Raw genomic sequence first — 19417 nt, 5'->3', positions numbered from 1 at the left:
TAAAAGGAGATACTGAGATGCCTCGACTGTCCGTATTTAACAGTCCTCTTTTGTTAGGGTTCGATCATTTCGAACAAGTTCTGGATCGGGTATCAAAATCCAGTGCAGAAGGTTATCCCCCTTACAATATTGAACAAATCGCGCAAAACAGCTTGCGCATATCTTTGGCCGTTGCAGGTTTTTCAATGGATGACTTGTCTGTCACCATCGAAGACAATCAATTGATGGTCCGTGCCAAAAACACCCAAGACGACAGCGACCGGATTTTCATTCATCGAGGGATCGCTGCACGCCAATTCCAACGCAGCTTTGTTCTGGCGGAAGGCGTTGAAGTCAAATCCGCAAAACTGGAAAAAGGCCTGCTGCATATTGATCTGGTTCTGCCTATACCGGAAAGTCAAATTCGCCAAATTCCGATCGAAGATATGGAAAAAAAAGCCATCCCAACCAATACAAAAACCATCGATGTCGAGCCGGATTGAAACTTTTAATTAATTCTAATTTAGAGTTAATACTTAAGAATTGCCCCTAAACCTTCGGTTTTTGTTATACTGCATATGTAAACGTGCCAGTGCCACTGCGCAGAAGGTCGCGTGGGCAGGCTATATAATAATGACCGCATGGTGTCGAATTAGAAATGGAGGCCGCCATGACAAACTACATTTTTAGTGAGGAACACGCGCTGTTCTCATACGATATATCTGAGGCCCGAAAAGCCTTTGACCATGATCGTCTGGCTTATGTTGTTGCCGAAACACTGGAAGGAATGCCTGGTTATTCCATCTACAGCGGAACAGGTGAACATCTTGGTCATCTCGATAGTCGCGACATCGCATTTGCAACCGCCTTTCAATATGACATGCACGCTCTCAGCGTTCACTAAACCTTATCCCCCTAAAAAAAAGCCCTTTCCTTTTTCGGACAAGGGCTTTTTTAGGGTGAATAAACAACAATTTCATCATTGAAAACAATAACATAAATATAGTATGTGAAGCGCATCACAGACAAAACCTTCAATAAACTCATAATAAAAATGTTTCCCATAGCAAGGAGTAAACATTTTTATTATGACCTACACTTTCTTAAATAAGAAAAACAAAAATATCATATTTGCCGTTATTGGTCTGTCCTTACTTATTTCTTCTTGTGACATTGCCAATAATAGCCATACAGGGACACAGCACCAGCTTGTCTTAAACAGCCCCCTTGTAAATCGGGGCAATACTCCTGCTGATCATGTTATTCAAATTACAACACCAAGCTATAAAGACATCCAAAATCTTTATAAAAATGCAGATACCGACATTGACCATGTTTTAGCGGCACAACATAGCCCGCCTGCCTTCTTACCCAAACAAGTCCCGGATGATTTTGCAGAGATTAAAGATGTTGAGGAACGCAAAAAAACATTTTTAGGTTTTGTCCTGTTACCGATCCAAGCCGTTAATGCAACCTTGCTTGAAGAACGTCGCCACTTAATCGCGCTTCAGGCAAAAACAAAGGGAACGCCCCCTTATCCCCAAGATGTACAAGACAAGCTGGAAGCACTCGCGCAAAGGTATGGTGGTGAAGCAACTTTTGAAAATCTCCTGATGCGCATTGATGAAATTCCTGCCTCACTCGCCCTTGCACAGGCCGCCCTTGAAAGCGGTTGGGGGACATCCCGTTTTGCCGCACAAGGAAACGCCCTTTTCGGTGAACATACCACATCCTTGGAACATGGCTTGCAGCCAGCGGGCTTGGAGCCGGACCATGACGTCAAAGTCGAAGCCTTCGACACGGTATACGACAGTGTTGCTTCCTATATGCTGAATTTAAATACACATGCGGCCTATCAGGATTTTCGAAACATGCGTGCAAAAATGCGTCAAAATAATCAACCATTAAATGGTCGAAAGCTGGCCCAAGGCCTTCTTTCCTATTCTGAACGTCAACACGCCTATATTGAGGAGCTACACCTTGTGATTGATCACAACAAATTGACACGTCTGGACCAACCGTTTGTTATCCAAAATGCCAAGTTGGATCATTAATTCCGGTTATTTAAAGCATTCTTAATCTTGCTTTCCAGAACGTCATATTTGACCGGCTTCACAATAACATCGTCAAATCCCTTCTGGATAAACTCTTTCGCATGTTCATCAATGGCATCTGCTGTGAACGCAATGATTAAGCTGTCCTGATTGCAGCCTTCATTCTCGCGAATGCATTGTGTTGCCGCAACTCCATCCATAACCGGCATGTGAACGTCCATCAAAATAACGTCATATTGCTTTTTTTGCGCACGTTGCACGGCAACCTTGCCATTTTCAGCAAGATCTACATTATGTTTATGCTGCGACAACATCGCCATCAACACTTTCTGATTTATCAGATTATCTTCTGCCAATAAAATATGCAGAGGCGGTAAGTCGGATCTTTCATTAATCGGTGTATGCGGTTCTTCACAGCGTATTACGGGCAGGAAAAAGGCAAAACAACTTCCTTTTTCAGGCTCACTTTGGACCGTGAGCTCCCCTCCCAGAAGGGTTGTTAATTCCTGAGAAATGGCTAAGCCGAGGCCACTGCCGCCATATTTCTTCGTTGTCGAACCATCCGCCTGCGTAAAACGTTCAAATATCCGTTTCAGTTGCTCTTCAGAGAGGCCAATTCCGGTATCCATAACATTCACATTCAATCGGTCATAAACATCGCCTTTGTGAATATCAAGTTGAACCTCAACCGATCCTTCTTCCGTAAATTTAATCGCATTATTGATCAGGTTTGAAAGAACTTGCCGGAACCTTAAGCCATCCAGCATATACCAGTCATTTTCTTCCACAACAGAGGTAAAGTTCAGAACCAGCCCCTTTTCAGTTGCACTGGCCCGAAACACATCACATATATCGCGACATTGCACATAAGGTTGAACCGGCATGGCATGTATATGCATTTTACCGGCTTCGATCTTGGACAGATCAAGGACATCATCTACCAATGACATCATCGCATTGGCGGAATTATCCAGAAATTGCAAATTTTGCTGCCCTTCCTGATCCAGTGACCGGTTATTTTTCAATAACTCCAGCCCACCTTTAATCCCCATCATCGGTGTTCTTAACTCATGACTGATATTGGCGAGGAATTCACTTTTAGCTCGGCTTGCTGCCAATGTTTTCTCCAAAAGAATAGTAATTTCACCGGCTTGGCGTTTGACTTGCTCTTTCAAATGGACTTGGACAGAACGCAAACCAAAGAAAATCAAGATTTCAATAAACAGAAAACCAAAAACGGCATAAACAACATTGGTTTGTGTATTTTTATAAAGCGTATCAAATTTATGTTCGACCTTCGACCACATTAAAATACGACCGACAGGTTCCTCATGCTGATCACGCACACCAATATAATCGCGCAATCCAAAACTGGTCAGCATATAACGTTCTTTATCCAACAAGACGATATGAGTCTGTAATGTAAACGGATCGGCAGGGGCAAAAGATTCCGGGGCAATTTGATCCAGTATATCAGACACTCTATCACTAGAGGTCGCTTCAATAAAACAAGCACATGTTTCAGCATGGGCCCCGCCCGTACCTGTTTTCCATTTGACGCTGGACACCCGCTTTCCATTCAGCAAAACAGCAATATTCGCACCGATTTGACGTTGCAAAGTCCCGACAATCTCGGAAAATGACGTTCCGGCCTCCAACACACCAATAAAGCCCCCCTGTTCATCAGGTGTTGATGGCGCATAAATTGGCACCGCCCCACGAATACCCGCATAGACCCTTCCCAGTTCAAACCCTTGCGTTGGCTGTTGATCTTTCACCACATCCACGATCATGTAACGAAGTGGTGAAAGGTCATCTCCCCATTTTCCAGGACGATGCACCCGCAACAAACTGATATCGGGGGGCACATGGAAATGCAGTTGGCGCACGTAAAAGCGTTTTTTCATTTCCGCCCAACTGTTCGCCACCTGCTCGTAAAGAGTAGCGCGCCACTTCTCGCTCATCGTCTTCTCAGGCAGGGCTTCTTCACGGCGGAAACTCTCTGCCGCCAAGGCAAATATTTTTTGAATACGGGGATCATTGGCCACATAGGTCGCCAATTGCGACATATTGACCATCGTCATCGTCAAAGCAACATCAAACCCCGTTTGATACTGCTTGCTTTCATATCTCAGATCATCTTCTAAATTTTCACGGTCATTGTAGTAGTTAATCGCAACAAACAACGCATCTGCAATAAAAATACAGACGGTAATAAACGCAAAGACTTTTTTGTTGCTTAAACTCATAAGAATAAAGGCTTTCTGAGGAGGGCAAGGCTCTTTCTAAAAAACACCAACGGATGGTTAAGCATCACGTTCGTTACAATCTTCTCCCAGAGTATGGCAACTCCCGACAAGAAAGAAAGTATAAATAAAGCATAACCCGTAGTTTCAGCCGAACCGGTGACGATCTGCCGCTATCTCTAATTGCTCTGTTATCTCTTCCAATGTGCCTTTGGCTTCAAAAGTTACCGGATAATCACTACCCGGTTTTTTCGTGCGCATAAACACCCGCACCCCTGTAAACACCGCCGTCTGCACCGGTTCGATATAACTAATATCCAGCGCATTCAACATATACTTCTTTTCCTGCGTCTCAATGGTAATAAACATATCTACACCTCCCGTTTTAATTATCAAAAAGCTTATGGTGTTTTCCTTCGGGCGGCAAGAGGTGTTGAAATCGTTCCAATAACAAAAGGTCCCTGCCAATAAAGCAGAGACCTTTTTTCTTTAGGTATCAGTTAAAACCAGCTTATTCGCCAGCAGCCATATAATCCGGCATCCAGCTTTCGTGCAGGTCTTTCAGGTCGGCGACGCTAACGCTTTCACCACCCAGTACCACGTCTGATCCACCGGTTTGACCGATGATATTGGCAACCACGCCGGCTTCGCCTGCTTTGATCACAAACTCACCCGCTTTGTCGGCATCGATTGTAACGATGTAGCGGCCTTGGTCTTCACCAAACAGCCATGCATAGGCCTGATCCACGTTTGCCGGGATGTCAACGCTGCAACCGATGTTGCCTGCCATTGCCATTTCCGCCAGTGCAACCGCCAGACCACCGTCTGAAATATCATGGCATGTTTTAACACCTGCCAGAATTTGTTCGCGAACGAAGTTGCCTGTTTTGAGTTCTTGGTCCAGATCAACTGGCGGCGGCGCGCCTTCTTCACGACCACACAGAACTTCCAGATAACGTGATGCACCCAACCAGCCTGTTGTCTCACCCAGAACGACAATCGCCTGACCTTCTTTTTTGAAGGCAACGCTGGCCGCATCGTCAATATTCTGGATCAAACCAACAGCGCCCAAAGTCGGGGTCGGCAAAATGCCAGTGCCGTTGGTTTCGTTATATAAAGAAACGTTACCGGACACGATCGGATAGTTCAACGTGCGGCAAGCTTCGCCGATCCCTTCGATACAACCGACAATCTGGCCCATAATTTCCGGGCGTTCCGGGTTGCCAAAGTTCAGGTTATCGGTCACCGCCATCGGAACAGCGCCCACAGCCGTGATGTTACGATACGTTTCCGCAACAATCTGTTTGCCGCCTTCAAACGGGTCCTGATAACAATAACGCGGCGTACAATCCGATGTCACCGCAACACCTTTGTTGGTGCCATGTACACGGACAAGCGCGCTATCCCCACCCGGACGGCCCACAGTATCGCCCATAACCATATGGTCGTACTGTTCCCAAATCCAGCGTTTAGACGCCATGTTAGGATGGGAAATCAAAGTCTTAAGCGCATCAATACGGCCCACATTGCTTTCCACATCAGCGGCCTTAACTTCTGCTGGACGTTCGGTTTTCACCCACGGACGGTCATATTCAGGGGATGCAAGCGCCAGTGGATCAATCGGTAGATCACCAACGACTTCACCGTTCCATTTCAGAACCATGTTGCCTGTATCGGTCAGTTTACCAATCACGGCAAATTCAAGGTCCCATTTATCCATCACGGCCTTGGCGATATCTTCCATCCCCGGTTTCAGGATCACCAGCATACGTTCCTGTGATTCTGAAAGCATCAGTTCGTACGGTGTCATGCCTTCTTCGCGCATAGGAACCTGGTCAAGTTCCAGTTCCACGCCCACGCCGCCTTTCGACGCCATTTCAAAAGATGAAGATGTCAGACCTGCCGCACCCATATCCTGAATGGCAACGATAGAACCTGTCTTCATCAATTCCAGTGTCGCTTCGATCAACAGTTTTTCGGTAAACGGATCACCAACCTGTACGGTAGGACGTTTTTCTTCGCTGTCTTCAGTAAATTCAGCGGACGCCATTGTCGCACCGTGAATACCGTCACGGCCTGTTTTGGAACCGAAATAGACAACCGGATTGCCCACACCTGCAGCAGCTGAATAGAAGATGTTATCCGCATCCGCCAAACCAACAGCCATCGCATTAACAAGGTTGTTACCGTTATAGGATTTGTGGAATTCACATTCGCCAGCAACTGTCGGTACGCCAACGCAGTTGCCATACCCACCGATCCCTTCGACCACACCGGACACAAGGTGACGGGTTTTTTCATGGTCAGGTTCACCAAAACGCAGCGCATTCAGGTTACAAATGGGACGCGCACCCATTGTGAAAACATCGCGCAAAATACCGCCGATCCCGGTTGCCGCACCCTGATAGGGTTCGATATAGGATGGGTGGTTATGCGATTCCATTTTGAAAATAATGGCCTGATTATCACCGATATCAATGATACCGGCGTTTTCACCCGGCCCGCAAATGACCCACGGCGCTTCGGTCGGTAAGGTTTTTAGCCATTTTTTAGAGGACTTATAGGAACAATGCTCCGACCACATGACGGAGAAAATGCCCAACTCGTTCAGGTTCGGCTCACGCCCCATGATCTCAAGGCAGAGCTTCCATTCGTCCGCAGACAGGCCGTGTTCAGCTACGATTTCCGGTGTGATCTCGCTCATGACAGCGCCTCCACAAGTGCATCAAACATCGGCTTGCCGTCTGTCCCGCCCAACTGTGTATCACACAGGCGTTCCGGGTGCGGCATCATACCGAGCACGTTTTTCTTTTCGTTCAAAATACCCGCGATATTGTTTCGCGATCCATTGATGTTGGCTTCATCGGTTACATTGCCCGCCGCATCACAGTAACGGAACGCAACTTGCCCATTACCTTCAAGGGCCGCCAATGTTTCATCATCGGCAAAGAAATTGCCATCGTGATGGGCCACAGGTACGCGAATTGCCTGCCCGGCACTGTATTTATTGGTAAATTCCGTTTCGGCGTTTTCCACTTTCAGATGGACATCTTTACAGATGAAACGCAGCTTGGCGTTACGCATCAGAACACCCGGCAAAAGGCCAGCTTCGGTCAAGATTTGGAAACCGTTGCACACGCCCAGAACGCGTACGCCCTGATTGGCTTTTTTCACCACTTCGCGCATGATCGGTGAGTGGGCGGACATCGCGCCACAACGCAGATAATCCCCATAGGAGAACCCGCCCGGTACAGCGATAAAATCAACGTCCGGCAATTCTGTTTCTTTATGCCAGACCATCTCGGGCTTGCGGCCCAAGGAATGTTCAATCCCGACCATCATATCACGGTCACAGTTTGAACCCGGAAAAACGATTACGGCGGCTTTCATTGAAAGACCCCTTTCCCTTCATTGTCACTCGGTCCCGCAACCTGTTGCGGGTGACGTCAGTCTCTTACTCGACGATTTCAACGTCAAAGTTTTCGATCACTGTGTTTGCCAGCAGTTGCTTACACATGTTTTCGATATTTTCTTTGGACTTTTCTGCCGCGTCCGTAAGTTCCAGTTCGATATATTTACCGATACGAACTTCGCCAACACCGGCAAAACCGAGGGTACCAAGTGCATGCTCAACCGCTTTTCCTTGCGGATCGAGTACGCCATTTTTAAGGGTCACGTGGACTTTAGCTTTCACTGTGCTTTTCCTTCATCTGAACGAAAGAAGGGTCCCGCACGATCGGTGCGAAACCCTTGGGTAAATTATTGAACGGTATCTGGGCCTTTATGGTCGCCCGGGCCATCGCCTTCCGGCTCAATCCCAAGGCGGCGCGCCACTTCCTGATAGGCTTCGCCCACCCCGCCAAGGTCCTGACGGAAACGGTCTTTATCCATCTTCTCGCCGGTTTCGGCATCCCACAGGCGGCAGTTATCCGGGCTGAATTCATCCGCCAAAATCAGGCGAACCTGATCCTGTTCGTAAATACGACCGAACTCGACTTTAAAATCAACAAGCTGAATACCGATTGCAGCAAACATACCGGACAGGAAATCATTGATGCGCAGGGCCATGCCTGTCATTTCATCAAGTTCCATCGGGTTGGCCCAACCAAATGCGGTGATGTGCTCTTCTGACACAAGCGGGTCACCCAGCGCATCGTCCTTGTAATAATATTCAACGATGGATCGCGGCAGACGCGTTCCTTCCTGAATACCCAGACGTTTGGTCAAAGATCCGGTTGCGATGTTGCGCACGACAACTTCCAACGGCACAATCTCACACTGGCGTACCAGTTGTTCGCGCATATTCAAACGGCGAATGAAATGGGTCGGAATGCCAAGATCGGCGAGTTTGGTAAAGACATATTCGGTAATGCGGTTGTTCAAAACGCCTTTACCTGTGATGGTGCCTTTTTTTTCTGCGTTAAACGCAGTCGCATCATCCTTGAAATACTGAACAATGGTCCCCGGTTCCGGTCCTTCAAAAAGTACCTTTGCCTTGCCTTCATAAATCTGGCGACGACGTGCCATGGCAATCAATCCTGCTTTATGGAAAATGTGGCCTTCCTATAGCAGGACTCAACGCGTGGGGCAATGGTAGAAGACGGCAATTTTGAATTATCTTAAGGTTATTCTGGCTCAAGCTCTAATGCAAATCGCCTTCGCTTGCCGCATCCAGCAGAAGCTCTTTGAAAGAGGTGAGAAAATGACGATCCAAATGGCCATCGCCCATACCTTCCATAATCTTCATGGCTTCCACCGGGGTCATGGGATCTTTATAACAACGCCGATCCGTCAAAGCGCTGAAAATATCAATAATACACGCCATTCGCGCCAGCTCGTTCAGCTCTTTCCCCTTTAGGCCATAAGGGTAACCCGTTCCATCAATTTTTTCATGGTGCTGACCTGCGATAATCGCAACACCGCGTGGAATGCCGTGGGTGTTTTCCAAAAAACTGATGGTTTCAGTCACATGAGAGCGCATGACAACCAATTCATCATCATTCAATTTACCCGGTTTATTAAGCACCTGATGCGGGATCATCATTTTCCCCACATCGTGTAAAACACCACCGGTCGCCAAAATTTTCATGTCATCCCCTTTGATTCCCAAGAAATCACCAAACAGAGTCAAGAAGGTCGCAACACGTAAAGAGTGGACGTAAGAATAGTTGTCATGGCCTTTCACCCCGGCCAGTAACTCTTTATAACTGCCGCTTTGAATGGCTGAGACCAAAGGCGTGCAACTATCCTGAATATCGTTATAAGGTAAGGGTTTTCCTTCTGCGATCAGGTCTGCGACCGAATTAAAAGACGACAATGTATTTTCCAGCGCGGCTTTCTGCATCGGCTGCAAAGTTTCCCATTGCGACTCGACATGTGCGTTCACCTGATCGGAAATCGCCTTCAACAAGGCGCTGAACAGGTAGGGTTTCACCAAAGTGCGCACCAAGGGCATCGTCTTGCTCGCCTTGATTTGTTCCAGCGCCCCCTTGCGGGCGGTAAAGACAATCGGGATCATGCTCAAAGCCTTTACAGTTCGCAGACTTTGAATAAAGCGCAGGCCGCCGCTACCGGACATCAACTCCTCATCCACAATAATGGCTGTCGGATGAAAGGCATACAGCGCTTCTGTTATCGCCGAAGCATCATGAAAGGCATGCACAATATAGAAAGATTTCAGCGCCTCGCTCACATCCTGCAAATGCTTAGAATTGCCTGAAATAAGAAAGATATCGGTCTTATTGCTTTTTGCAATTCCCGCTCCTTCCTGAGTTGACATGTCCATACCCACACCACGCCTTTAAGTTTTATTTTCAGAGATTAGTATATAGGGTTTCTCTTTTACATTTGAATAAGAAAAAGAATTTTCCAACAAAAAAAACAATAAACCTATAGTTAATAAGTGCAAGACACTTCTAAAGGCGTGGTGTGGAGTTTGGTTAGTCTTCCTGCAATTGTGCGACACCTTTGTAAAGATCAAGCGCTTCTGGATTTGCCAATGCCGTTTTATTTTTGACCTCTCGCCCATGAACCACATCACGTACAGCCAATTCGGTAATTTTACCGGATTTTGTGCGCGGAATATCTTTCACCGGGATCACCTTGGCCGGAACATGTCGCGGGGTGCAGCCGGTTTTCACCTTAGATTTGATCGTTGCAATCAATTCTTCAGTTAAGACGTGATCCCCTTTCATAACGACAAACAGGATAACACGGACATCATCTTTCCAGTCCTGACCGATCACGATACTTTCCTGAATTTCAGGCAAAGCTTCAACTTGGCGATAAATTTCAGCCGTCCCAATACGAACGCCACCCGGGTTCAAGGTTGCATCAGATCGACCATAAATCACAATCCCGCCCGTTTCCTTATCAATCGAAACAAAATCACCGTGGCACCAGATGTTATCGTACTTTTCAAAATAAGCGGCTTTGTAACGTGCATTATCCGGGTCATTCCAGAACCCAACCGGCATGGATGGGAAAGCTTTGGTACAAACCAATTCACCCTTATCACCCGTAATCGGCTTGCCATCATCATCAAATGTTTCAACCGCCATCCCCAAAGCGCGGCATTGAATTTCACCGCGATAAACCGGGGCAATCGGATTACCTAGAACAAAACACCCTAAAATATCCGTTCCCCCTGAAATAGAGGCCAAATGCAAATCATCCTTGATTGCATTATAAACATAATCAAAACTTTCTGCGACCAGAGGCGAACCTGTTGATGTCATGGATAAAACACTGGATAGATCATGCGTTTCTTTTGGCTTCAAATCGGCTTTATTCAACGCATCAATATATTTTGCAGACGTGCCAAACATGGTCATGTTTTCAGCATCAGCAAAATCAAACAGAATGTTTCCACTCGGATAAAATGGCGACCCATCATAAAGCAACAAGGTTGATCCGGCAGCCAAACCTGCTACCAACCAGTTCCACATCATCCAACCGCATGTGGTGAAATAGAAAACACGCGACCCATCCCCATTATCACAATGCAGCAGATGTTCACTGATCTGTTTCAGCAGGGTTCCGCCCGTTCCATGCACAATACATTTCGGTTTGCCTGTCGTGCCGGATGAAAACATAATGTAGAGCGGGTGATTGAAATCGACATATTCAAATTCGATTTCTTTCGGATCAAAATCAGCCACAAAGTCATCCAGAAGAACAGCTTTATTGATGGCTGAAATATCTGGGTTTTCGCGCGTATAAGGCACAACGACACAGCGTTCTAATGTCGGCAGTTGATCAACAATTTCTTGAACCTTTGGCAGGCAATCATGTGATTTACCGTTGTAGTAATAGCTTTCAACCGCAACCAGAACCGTCGGTTCAATTTGACCAAAACGGTCCAAGACCCCGTTCACACCAAAATCCGGCGAAGTGGACGACCAGGTTGCCCCAATGGAGGTCACCGCCAGCATGGCAACAATCGTTTCCGGCATATTGGGCATAAAGGCACAGACACGATCGCCTTTTTTCACACCCATATGTCGCAAAGCTTGAGCAAAAACGGACACTTCTTCATTCAGGCTTTGCCAGCTTAAGGACCGCTTGACCTTATCTTCACCCCAGAACACCAGTGCTTCAGACCCATCGTTTTTACGCAACAGGTTCTCAGCAAAATTGATCTTTGCATCCGGGAAGAACCGCGCCCCCGGCATCTTGTCACCATCTACAAGAACCCGCTCGCCCCAAGTTTGGGCTTTTAGTCCGGCAAAATCCCGAATGCTTGTCCAGAATTTCTCCCGCTCGTTAACCGAAAAGGCATGCAAACTATCGTAATCTTGAAGATCAACGGACCAATTCTCATTTACATGCTGCATAAAAGCTTTCAGGTTTGAGGCATCGATACGATCCGCAGACGGGGTCCAAAGGCAGGCGTTCATTTTAAAGGTCTCTCTGTTAAATCAAATTTTGGACGTATGTTACCAGAAAATCCGCCGACAGAAATTGAAGAAGTGTAAAATTATCATATTTGATTTCTTTTGAAACCATTTTCTAACCTTGCCTTTTCATTCCGCCCTCTTTAAGACCGAGGGAAAGGGGATCAATTAAATGCAGAAAGATTTTTGGGTTTTCGGTTATGGGTCACTGATGTGGCGACCGGGTTTTTCATTTGAAAAAGCGGAACCCGCGACCCTGCACGGATACAATCGATCTTTTTGCGTCTATTCTCATTATTATCGTGGAACGCCAGAGCGGCCTGGACTTGTTTTAGGACTGGACCCGCAAAAAGATGCAGATTGTCGCGGCGTTGCCTTTCGCGTCTGCCTTGATCAAAAAGATGCTGTTGTCGCCTACCTGACCGAACGTGAGCTTTGCGGCTATGCCTATCAGGCTGCAACCTTACCCGTTTTACTGGACTGCGGTACAGAAATTGAGGCTTACACCTTCGTCGCTGATCCGGGTCACGCGCTTTACGCCGGTGATTTGGGGTTGGATAAATCCGCCGAGGTTATTATGCAGGCAGAAGGCAAAACTGGCTTGAACCGTGACTACCTCATCAATAGCGTACGCGAGCTTGAAGCCAACGGTTATGCAGACCCCCATCTCCACGAACTTTTGAAAAAAGTCGAATATCTCACCGGTATCATTGAGGCTGGCGCAGGGATTTAACCCCTTTCATCAAGTGGCGAAACAGAGGAACGAATACCCAAATCAAATGAATTGGACCGTATATAAATAACGCCATGCATAAAATAAGTGAATGCAGCGTCCCCTTTTTCAAATCGCCATAATCTTCCGGTTCCACATCATCTGTTGCATTCAACAAATAAACCGCATCATCGACAAAACTGGCAGGCACCTCAATACGGCACAATGTCGCCCCTTGTGCATAAAAGGACTTAAAACGTACAAAATGCTCTTCTGGAAAGCTGGCAGGAATCCCGTAGAATTGCAATTTTGAACGCGCAACCAAGGCTTCTTCGGCATGATGAAAAGCTACAACACAAACCACTTCCATCCTCTTTCTCCTCTTGATAATATGGGAGGACTAGGACTGTTATTCACAAAAAAAGCCCTCTTCCACAGTGGAAGAGGGCTTTTTCTGGTATCAAATTTTATAGAGATCAATAGAACGCATCGATCACACGGTCCGGCGGCGTATGACCATCAATAAATGTTTTCATATTGATGATGACTTTTTCACCCATATCCAAACGCCCTTCGATGGTGGCAGAGCCCATATGAGGCAACAGGACCACATTTTTCATCTTACGCAGTTTCGGATTAATCGCCGGTTCATTTTCAAACACATCCAAACCGGCACCTGCCAGTTCGCCTTTTTCCAGCATACGGATCAATGCGGGTTCATCAACGACTTCACCACGCGCCGTGTTAATGATATAGGCATGTTTTTGCATCAGCTTCAAACGACGTGCCGACAGCAGGTGATAAGTTGCCGGTGTGTGCGGGCAGTTAATAGAGATCACATCCATACGGGCCAACATTTGATCCAGGCTTTCCCAATAAGTCGCCTGCAATTCGTTTTCCAAATCAGGGTGAACTCGGTGCTGATTGTGATAATGAATGGACATGCCAAAGGCTTGCGCACGGCGGGCAACCGCCTGACCGATCCGGCCCATCCCGACAATTCCAAGGCGCTTACCATTAATTCGATGTCCAAGCATCGAAGTTGGCGCCCAACCTTCCCATTCGTCACCATCAATCAGTTGCACACCTTCTACAATACGGCGCGGCACAGCCAAAATGAGCGCCATTGTCATATCTGCAGTATCTTCCGTCAAAACGCCGGGCGTATTGGAAACGGTAATGCCGCGTTGGCGGGCAGATTTCAGGTCAATATGATCGATCCCGGTTCCAAAATTCGCGATCAAACGCAGATTCGGGCCCGATTGAGCCAAAACGGAAGCATCGATTCGATCCGTCAGGGTGGGAACAAGGATATCGGCTTCTTTTACCGCTTCGATTAATTCTGTCTTGCTCATCGGTGTGTCATCCACATTAAGACGGGCGTCAAACAGCTCCATCATGCGCGTTTCGACAGCATCCGGTAATTTTCGTGTTACGACAACAACGGGTTTTTTTTGAACCATGGTTTCCTTCCCCTGGGAACTTTTTCTAATTTGCCCTCAATTTTTAAGGGCCCCGGTAATTTTTTTCAAGAACGTTTATAATACGTCAACTATTTCATTGGTACAGTGGACTCGTAACTTTTTCACCTTTTTTTCGACAAAAGAACGTTTTTACCATGACCAGCAAAAAAATTATGACTTCAATTCTGCTGATAAGCCTCATCGTATTGGGCGTTTCTTCTGCGGTTGCGCAGGCAAGAAGCGGCTCGGGCCTTCCCCTTCCTCGCTTTGTGACATTGCGTGCAGGCGAGGTGAATTTGCGCGCCGGACCAGGCGTGCGTTATCCGGTGGAATGGGTTTATAAAAAACGCAACCTCCCAGTTGAAGTGGTTGCCGAATATGACACATGGCGCAAAATTCGCGATTGGCAAGGCACACAAGGCTGGGTCCATCAGGGCATGCTATCTGGCAAACGCAGCATCATTGTGATGGGGGATTTGCGTACATTACGGCGCGAACCCAAAACATCCGCTTCGCCTTCGGCTCGACTGGAAGAAGGCGTCATCGCGCGCTTGCTTGAATGCCCGCAAGGCACAACCTGGTGCAAAATCGATGCAGACGGTTATGAAGGTTGGTTACGCAAAGCCGAATTCTGGGGTGTTTATTCCGAAGAAAGTCTCAAATAACTCAACCGGCACCGACCCGCGCCATTTCAAACCAACGGCGGCTAAAGGTTTTTAATCGAACAGCCGCCAATCGGTTAATCGTGCCGATTGGATATTGACCATTTTCATCCATCTCTCCAGCAGGTATTCCCGTCAGAAGTTCGATCCCTTGGTCAATGGTTTCCACCGGATAAATATGGAAATCGCCCCGCTCGCATGCATCAACCACATCCGCACGCAACATCAAATGTTTCACATTTTCCTGCGGGATCAAGACCCCTTGTTTGCCATTTAATCCCCGCGCCATACAAACATCAAAAAAGCCTTCAATCTTTTCATTCACACCACCGATTGCCTGTACATGACCATATTGATCAACAGATCCGGTCACAGCCAAAGATTGACGAATCGGCACATCGGCCAAGGCAGACAATAGACTATAAAGCTCTGTCGAAGAGGCACTGTCCCCGTCAATATTGGAATAAGATTGTTCAAACACGATGTTGGCGGTCAAACTCAGTGGACGGTCTTTGGCAAAACGTTGTGCCAGAAAAGAGGTCAGGATCAAAACCCCTTTGGAATGAAGGGGGCCGGACAAGGCAACTTCGCGTTCGATATTCACAATCTCCCCCCGGCCCATACGCACTGTGCAGGAAATACGAGACGGCCTGCCAAACATAAAATGATCCAACTGCAAAACCGCCAAGCCGTTGATTTGTCCAACCACTTCGCCAGCCGTATCGATATGAATGGTGCCGCGATGGATTTCATCCAAAATCCGTTCCCGAATACGATCGGACCGATAAACTTTCGCATCAATGGCCCGTTCCACATGTGTGCGTGAAATAACCTTGGCCCCGTCTTCACGCATCCAGTAATCCGCCTCACGGACCAGATCGACAATACTTGCCATATGGGTGGTTAAGCGTTCTGCATCTTCACAAAGACGCGACCCTTGTTCAACAATTCGGGCGACACCGCTGGCATCCAGTGGGGCAAGTCCTTCCTGACGCACATAAGTCCCCAACAACTGGGCATAGGTTTTCATGCTGTTATCGTTGCGTTCCATTTGATCGTTAAAATCTGCCGCAACCTTAAACAATTCATGAAAATCGGGGTCCAGATGGTTCAGCATATAATAAATGTGCGCATCCCCGATCATCACAACCTTTACATCCAACGGAATCGGTTCGGGTTCCAGCATCATGGTTGGACCAACACCGTAACTTTCCGCCGCCGACTCAATACGGATACGTCCGGTATTGAGAATACGTTTCAAAGCCTCCCACGCAAAAGGTTGTGTCAGGATTTTATGGGCATCGACGATCAAATATCCCCCATTGGCTTTATGCAGCGCACCCGCTTTGATCAAGGTAAAATCGGTCATGGCCGTGCCATACATCGAAACGGTTTCCACCCGTCCGACCATATTGGGCAAGGTCGGGTGATCTTCCTCTACAATCGGGGCCCCTTCCACCACGTGGCAGCCTTTTTCATCACAAGCCGCATAATCAACGATGACATTCACCTCATAGCGGCGAAAATCTCGTTGTCCGCCCCCCATTATTGCCGCCATGGCAGGGGCTTGCGGGGCTTGTTCTTCCGGCAGAAAATCATCTGCCGTTTCAATGACATCAGCTTCCACCGCATCCAGATAAGATTGCACACCGTCGTGATCACAAAAGTTTTTGCGCAATTCCATTATCTGATGACGCACCGCAAATTGCGTGACCTCGCGATTTAAATCACGCACACTGACACGATACTCTTTTTCCATACGTGGTAATTCTTCGACGATTTGTTCCAGCTCTTCCTGAAAGATATCAATCGACTGCTTATGTTTTTCTTGTTCTTCCTCGCTTAAGGCCTTGAATTCATCGGGCTTAAGAATGGTACCTTCTTTTAAAGGAACCAAGGCAAATCCTGTGGGGGTGCGCAACAAACCGACGTTTTGTGCCTCAGCCCGTTCCTGAAAATCACCAAAGGCCTTATCCTGAATTCCCTTGAACTTCGCTTCCAAGGCATCGCGGCGTTGACGATATTCGTCTTTTTCAAAGGCTTGAGGGATCGTGGCTTTCAAATCATCAACCAATTGCATCATCGCATCGGCAAAGACACGCGCCTTGCCCGCTTCAAAGGACAGCGCATGCGGTTTATGGGGGGCATCAAAATTATTGACATACACCCAGTCCTGCGGCACCGACATATTCTTGACACGCTCGTTCAACAAACGGCGCACCAAAGAACTTTTCCCTGTTCCATGAGGACCAAAAGCAAACAGGTTATATCCGCGCCCTTTCATCCCAAAGGCGAACTTAGCGGCTTGCAAGGCGCGATCCTGCCCCACAAAATGATCAAGGTCGTCCAACTCATCCGTTGTTTTAAAATCAAACAAAGAAGGGTCGCAGGCCCGATACAGGTCTTGGCGTTTCAGTGCTTTCATCATGCATCCCCTTTTGTTTAAATTCGGCCGCAACGGCTTGTTTTTATGTAATTATAGTACTCTTTTTTTGCAAAGACGCAAAACAAACCCCATATAAAAACCATCAAGGAGGCTGATAACAATGCAAGATATTTCCGAACTTAAAAACTGGCAATACGTTGACGGGCGTGATGCCATTTCACGCTGTTTTCAATTTGATGATTTTATGAAAGCCTTTGCTTTTATGACCCAAGTCGCCCTGAAGGCCGAAAAAATGAACCACCACCCGGAATGGTTCAATGTCTACAATAACGTCAACGTAACACTGACCACCCACGATACGAACGGGGTCAGTAAAAAAGATATTGAATTGGCAAAATTTATGGACGGGCTTGTCGACTAATGCTCGCCTTACCCGTCCACAGTTGTTCTATTTTGCTTTAAGGCGAGTTTCCAGCGCCTCACAAACCGTACGCAGGACCTTTAGACGCGCATATTTTTTGTCATTGCCTTCCACCAAGGTCCATGGCGCATTAGACGTACTGGTTTTTTCAACCAGATCATTCACGGCTTCTTCGTATTGCGCCCATTTTTCCCGGTTTCGCCAATCTTCATCCGTCAATTTCCATTGTTTCCAGGGCGTAACCTCGCGCGCCTTGAAACGAGCAAGCTGTTCATCCGGGTCGATATGAATCCAGAACTTCAACAACACCGTACCGTGATCAACAATCTGGTCTTCAAAATCAACAATTTCACCATAAGCGCGACGCCATTCGTCTTCACGAGCAAACCCTTCGCAACGTTCAACCAACACCCGCCCATACCATGAACGATCAAATATGGTCATCCGACCAGCGCGTGACATATGGCGCCAGAACCGCCACAGATAATGATGCGCCCGTTCTTCATCATTGGGCGCGGCAAAGGGTAAAACCTTGTAACTGCGGGCATCCAAGGCTGATGTAATACGCCGTATATTGCCGCCTTTGCCTGCTGCATCCGAACCTTCAAAAACCAGAATGGTCGAAACCCCTTGTTCCGTGGCCTTACGTGCCAATTGACTGAGACGACCTTGCAGCGATTTAAGCTCCGTCTTATATGCCTCTTTTTCAACAGTCAGAGACATATCTAGACGACTGAGCACCGTTGGATAAGGCAGCGGTTCAACAGGGGCATCTTTGTTTATTTTTTTCTCAGGTGCTTTCTTTGTCGCATGATCTTTTTTCGCCAACTGGATCAAGGCTTCTTTCTGCGAAGTTCGCAAGGCAGCGTGACGCACAATGGCGTCGCGAATTTGCTGCGCAACCGTTAAGGATCCATAACGGATATCTGCCCCTTCAACAATCGACCACGGTGCATGACCTTTGGACGTACGCATGATCAGACGCTCGGCACTATCGATAAATTTATCGTACATGCGCCAGTGTTCCCAATCGCTTTCATTAACCCGCCACGCCTGAAGTTCATTTTTCTCCAGCTTTTTAAGGCGCTTTTTCTGCGCATCTTTACCTAGATGCATCCAGAATTTCAAAATCAACGCGCCATCATCGGCCAGCGTTTTTTCAAAGGCTTTAATCCTGTCCAATCTTTCGTCATATTCAGCTTTACTGATGTTGTCATAGACATGATCCAAAAACGGTGAACTGTACCATGAACTCAGGAAAATACCGATTTTGCCTTTTGTCGGTAAATCGCGCCAATAACGCCAATAACGCGGACGTTCCGACTCTTCATCGCTATGACGGACATAGGCGTTGTTGTCGATCCAGCGCGAATCCATCCATTCGTTTAACAGATTAACCGTTGCCCCTTTGCCTGCGCCATCCACACCGGCCATGACAATAATGACGGGAAAGTCGTATTTACGTAAATCCTGCTGTATGGCCAGCAATTCAGTCCGTAAACTTTCAACTTGTTCTTCAAATTCCTTCTTCGGGATCGAACGTCCCAATTCAGCTGTTTCAAACATATGCCCCTCCGTTACCTCACAATTCCCTTTTCA

Annotated in this window: 18 protein-coding genes; 6 read left to right on the top strand and 12 right to left on the bottom strand. The window is 47.2% G+C overall.

Annotated elements, in window-relative coordinates:
* Window positions 1-17: 17 nt before the first annotated feature.
* The 3 genes from ACI0FF_RS04415 to ACI0FF_RS04405 all read left to right on the top strand — a co-directional run bounded on the left by ACI0FF_RS04415 (window position 18) and on the right by ACI0FF_RS04405 (window position 2033).
* A complete protein-coding gene (locus tag ACI0FF_RS04415) occupies window positions 18-482 on the top strand; it encodes an Hsp20 family protein (protein ID WP_419798915.1) in 465 nt (154 codons plus the stop codon).
* A gap of 167 nt (window positions 483-649) precedes the next feature.
* Window positions 650-883, top strand: coding sequence for a DUF1150 family protein (locus ACI0FF_RS04410; protein WP_419798914.1), 234 nt, complete (start codon window positions 650-652; stop codon window positions 881-883).
* A 184-nt stretch (window positions 884-1067) separates the two neighbouring features.
* On the top strand, window positions 1068-2033 hold the full coding sequence (locus ACI0FF_RS04405) for a glucosaminidase domain-containing protein (protein ID WP_419798913.1): 966 nt from the start codon (window positions 1068-1070) through the stop codon (window positions 2031-2033).
* Here the strand turns inward: ACI0FF_RS04405 and ACI0FF_RS04400 are convergent.
* From ACI0FF_RS04400 to ACI0FF_RS04365, 8 genes are all read right to left on the bottom strand, one after another.
* Window positions 2030-4282: an ATP-binding protein gene (locus ACI0FF_RS04400; protein ID WP_419798912.1), complete on the bottom strand. Its 2253-nt coding sequence runs from the start codon at window positions 4280-4282 to the stop codon at window positions 2030-2032. The two genes, ACI0FF_RS04405 and ACI0FF_RS04400, sit on opposite strands and share 4 nt — an antisense overlap.
* 144 nt (window positions 4283-4426) lie before the next feature.
* Window positions 4427-4648, bottom strand: coding sequence for a hypothetical protein (locus tag ACI0FF_RS04395; RefSeq protein ID WP_419798911.1), 222 nt, complete (start codon window positions 4646-4648; stop codon window positions 4427-4429).
* Between the two features lie 142 nt (window positions 4649-4790).
* On the bottom strand, window positions 4791-6983 hold the full coding sequence (gene purL, locus ACI0FF_RS04390) for a phosphoribosylformylglycinamidine synthase subunit PurL (protein ID WP_419798910.1): 2193 nt from the start codon (window positions 6981-6983) through the stop codon (window positions 4791-4793).
* Complete coding sequence (purQ, locus tag ACI0FF_RS04385) at window positions 6980-7669, bottom strand: phosphoribosylformylglycinamidine synthase subunit PurQ (protein ID WP_188663197.1); 690 nt, start codon at window positions 7667-7669, stop codon at window positions 6980-6982. The genes purL and purQ overlap by 4 nt, the downstream gene beginning before the upstream one ends.
* A 64-nt stretch (window positions 7670-7733) precedes the next feature.
* Window positions 7734-7973 (bottom strand): phosphoribosylformylglycinamidine synthase subunit PurS, encoded by a 240-nt coding sequence (gene purS, locus ACI0FF_RS04380; protein WP_188663195.1) that lies wholly within the window; start codon window positions 7971-7973, stop codon window positions 7734-7736.
* Between the two features lie 65 nt (window positions 7974-8038).
* Entirely contained in the window at window positions 8039-8806 is a 768-nt protein-coding gene (purC, locus tag ACI0FF_RS04375) for a phosphoribosylaminoimidazolesuccinocarboxamide synthase (RefSeq protein ID WP_188663193.1), read from the bottom strand.
* Between the two features lie 115 nt (window positions 8807-8921).
* On the bottom strand, window positions 8922-10064 hold the full coding sequence (locus ACI0FF_RS04370) for an HD domain-containing phosphohydrolase (RefSeq protein WP_419798909.1): 1143 nt from the start codon (window positions 10062-10064) through the stop codon (window positions 8922-8924).
* 154 nt (window positions 10065-10218) lie between these two features.
* A complete protein-coding gene (locus tag ACI0FF_RS04365; RefSeq protein ID WP_419798908.1) occupies window positions 10219-12177 on the bottom strand; it encodes an acetoacetate--CoA ligase in 1959 nt (652 codons plus the stop codon).
* Between the two features lie 169 nt (window positions 12178-12346).
* Between ACI0FF_RS04365 and ACI0FF_RS04360 the strand changes: the two genes are divergently transcribed.
* Window positions 12347-12907, top strand: coding sequence for a gamma-glutamylcyclotransferase (locus tag ACI0FF_RS04360; protein ID WP_419798907.1), 561 nt, complete (start codon window positions 12347-12349; stop codon window positions 12905-12907).
* Here the strand turns inward: ACI0FF_RS04360 and ACI0FF_RS04355 are convergent.
* Window positions 12882-13256 (bottom strand): hypothetical protein, encoded by a 375-nt coding sequence (locus tag ACI0FF_RS04355; protein WP_419798906.1) that lies wholly within the window; start codon window positions 13254-13256, stop codon window positions 12882-12884. The genes ACI0FF_RS04360 and ACI0FF_RS04355 overlap by 26 nt on opposite strands.
* Before the next feature lie 106 nt (window positions 13257-13362).
* Window positions 13363-14349, bottom strand: coding sequence for a 2-hydroxyacid dehydrogenase (locus ACI0FF_RS04350; RefSeq protein WP_419798905.1), 987 nt, complete (start codon window positions 14347-14349; stop codon window positions 13363-13365).
* A 155-nt stretch (window positions 14350-14504) separates the two neighbouring features.
* On the opposite strand from ACI0FF_RS04350, the gene ACI0FF_RS04345 reads away from it, so the two are divergent.
* Window positions 14505-15014, top strand: coding sequence for an SH3 domain-containing protein (locus ACI0FF_RS04345; protein WP_419798904.1), 510 nt, complete (start codon window positions 14505-14507; stop codon window positions 15012-15014).
* A 1-nt stretch (window position 15015) separates the two neighbouring features.
* On the opposite strand, the gene ACI0FF_RS04340 is transcribed toward ACI0FF_RS04345, so the two are convergent.
* Complete coding sequence (locus ACI0FF_RS04340) at window positions 15016-17439, bottom strand: Lon protease family protein (RefSeq protein WP_419798903.1); 2424 nt, start codon at window positions 17437-17439, stop codon at window positions 15016-15018.
* A 118-nt stretch (window positions 17440-17557) separates the two neighbouring features.
* Here ACI0FF_RS04340 and ACI0FF_RS04335 point away from each other — a divergent pair, with 118 nt between their 5' ends.
* On the top strand, window positions 17558-17818 hold the full coding sequence (locus ACI0FF_RS04335; protein ID WP_419798902.1) for a 4a-hydroxytetrahydrobiopterin dehydratase: 261 nt from the start codon (window positions 17558-17560) through the stop codon (window positions 17816-17818).
* A 27-nt stretch (window positions 17819-17845) separates the two neighbouring features.
* Here ACI0FF_RS04335 and pap read toward each other — a convergent pair whose 3' ends face one another.
* Window positions 17846-19384, bottom strand: coding sequence for a polyphosphate:AMP phosphotransferase (gene pap / locus ACI0FF_RS04330; protein ID WP_419798901.1), 1539 nt, complete (start codon window positions 19382-19384; stop codon window positions 17846-17848).
* Between the last annotated feature and the right edge of the window lie 33 nt (window positions 19385-19417).

This window comes from Terasakiella sp. 4MB5A (assembly GCF_050058155.1).
Taxonomy (GTDB): Bacteria; Pseudomonadota; Alphaproteobacteria; order Rhodospirillales; family Terasakiellaceae; genus Terasakiella; species Terasakiella halodenitrificans.
This window is presented reverse-complemented; position numbering and strand designations above follow the sequence as displayed.

Excerpts from the sequence above, each read along its gene's own strand:
- ACI0FF_RS04415 (WP_419798915.1), top strand. The coding sequence starts at position 18 with ATGCCTCGACTGTCCGTATTTAACAGTCCTCTTTTGTTAGGGTTCGAT.
- ACI0FF_RS04410 (WP_419798914.1), top strand. The coding sequence starts at position 650 with ATGACAAACTACATTTTTAGTGAGGAACACGCGCTGTTCTCATACGAT.
- ACI0FF_RS04405 (WP_419798913.1), top strand. The coding sequence starts at position 1,068 with ATGACCTACACTTTCTTAAATAAGAAAAACAAAAATATCATATTTGCC.
- ACI0FF_RS04400 (WP_419798912.1), bottom strand. The coding sequence starts at position 4,282 with ATGAGTTTAAGCAACAAAAAAGTCTTTGCGTTTATTACCGTCTGTATT.
- ACI0FF_RS04395 (WP_419798911.1), bottom strand. The coding sequence starts at position 4,648 with ATGTTTATTACCATTGAGACGCAGGAAAAGAAGTATATGTTGAATGCG.
- purL (WP_419798910.1), bottom strand. The coding sequence starts at position 6,983 with ATGAGCGAGATCACACCGGAAATCGTAGCTGAACACGGCCTGTCTGCG.
- purQ (WP_188663197.1), bottom strand. The coding sequence starts at position 7,669 with ATGAAAGCCGCCGTAATCGTTTTTCCGGGTTCAAACTGTGACCGTGAT.
- purC (WP_188663193.1), bottom strand. The coding sequence starts at position 8,806 with ATGGCACGTCGTCGCCAGATTTATGAAGGCAAGGCAAAGGTACTTTTT.
- ACI0FF_RS04370 (WP_419798909.1), bottom strand. The coding sequence starts at position 10,064 with ATGGACATGTCAACTCAGGAAGGAGCGGGAATTGCAAAAAGCAATAAG.
- ACI0FF_RS04365 (WP_419798908.1), bottom strand. The coding sequence starts at position 12,177 with ATGAACGCCTGCCTTTGGACCCCGTCTGCGGATCGTATCGATGCCTCA.
- ACI0FF_RS04360 (WP_419798907.1), top strand. The coding sequence starts at position 12,347 with ATGCAGAAAGATTTTTGGGTTTTCGGTTATGGGTCACTGATGTGGCGA.
- ACI0FF_RS04355 (WP_419798906.1), bottom strand. The coding sequence starts at position 13,256 with ATGGAAGTGGTTTGTGTTGTAGCTTTTCATCATGCCGAAGAAGCCTTG.
- ACI0FF_RS04350 (WP_419798905.1), bottom strand. The coding sequence starts at position 14,349 with ATGGTTCAAAAAAAACCCGTTGTTGTCGTAACACGAAAATTACCGGAT.
- ACI0FF_RS04345 (WP_419798904.1), top strand. The coding sequence starts at position 14,505 with ATGACCAGCAAAAAAATTATGACTTCAATTCTGCTGATAAGCCTCATC.
- ACI0FF_RS04340 (WP_419798903.1), bottom strand. The coding sequence starts at position 17,439 with ATGATGAAAGCACTGAAACGCCAAGACCTGTATCGGGCCTGCGACCCT.
- ACI0FF_RS04335 (WP_419798902.1), top strand. The coding sequence starts at position 17,558 with ATGCAAGATATTTCCGAACTTAAAAACTGGCAATACGTTGACGGGCGT.
- pap (WP_419798901.1), bottom strand. The coding sequence starts at position 19,384 with ATGTTTGAAACAGCTGAATTGGGACGTTCGATCCCGAAGAAGGAATTT.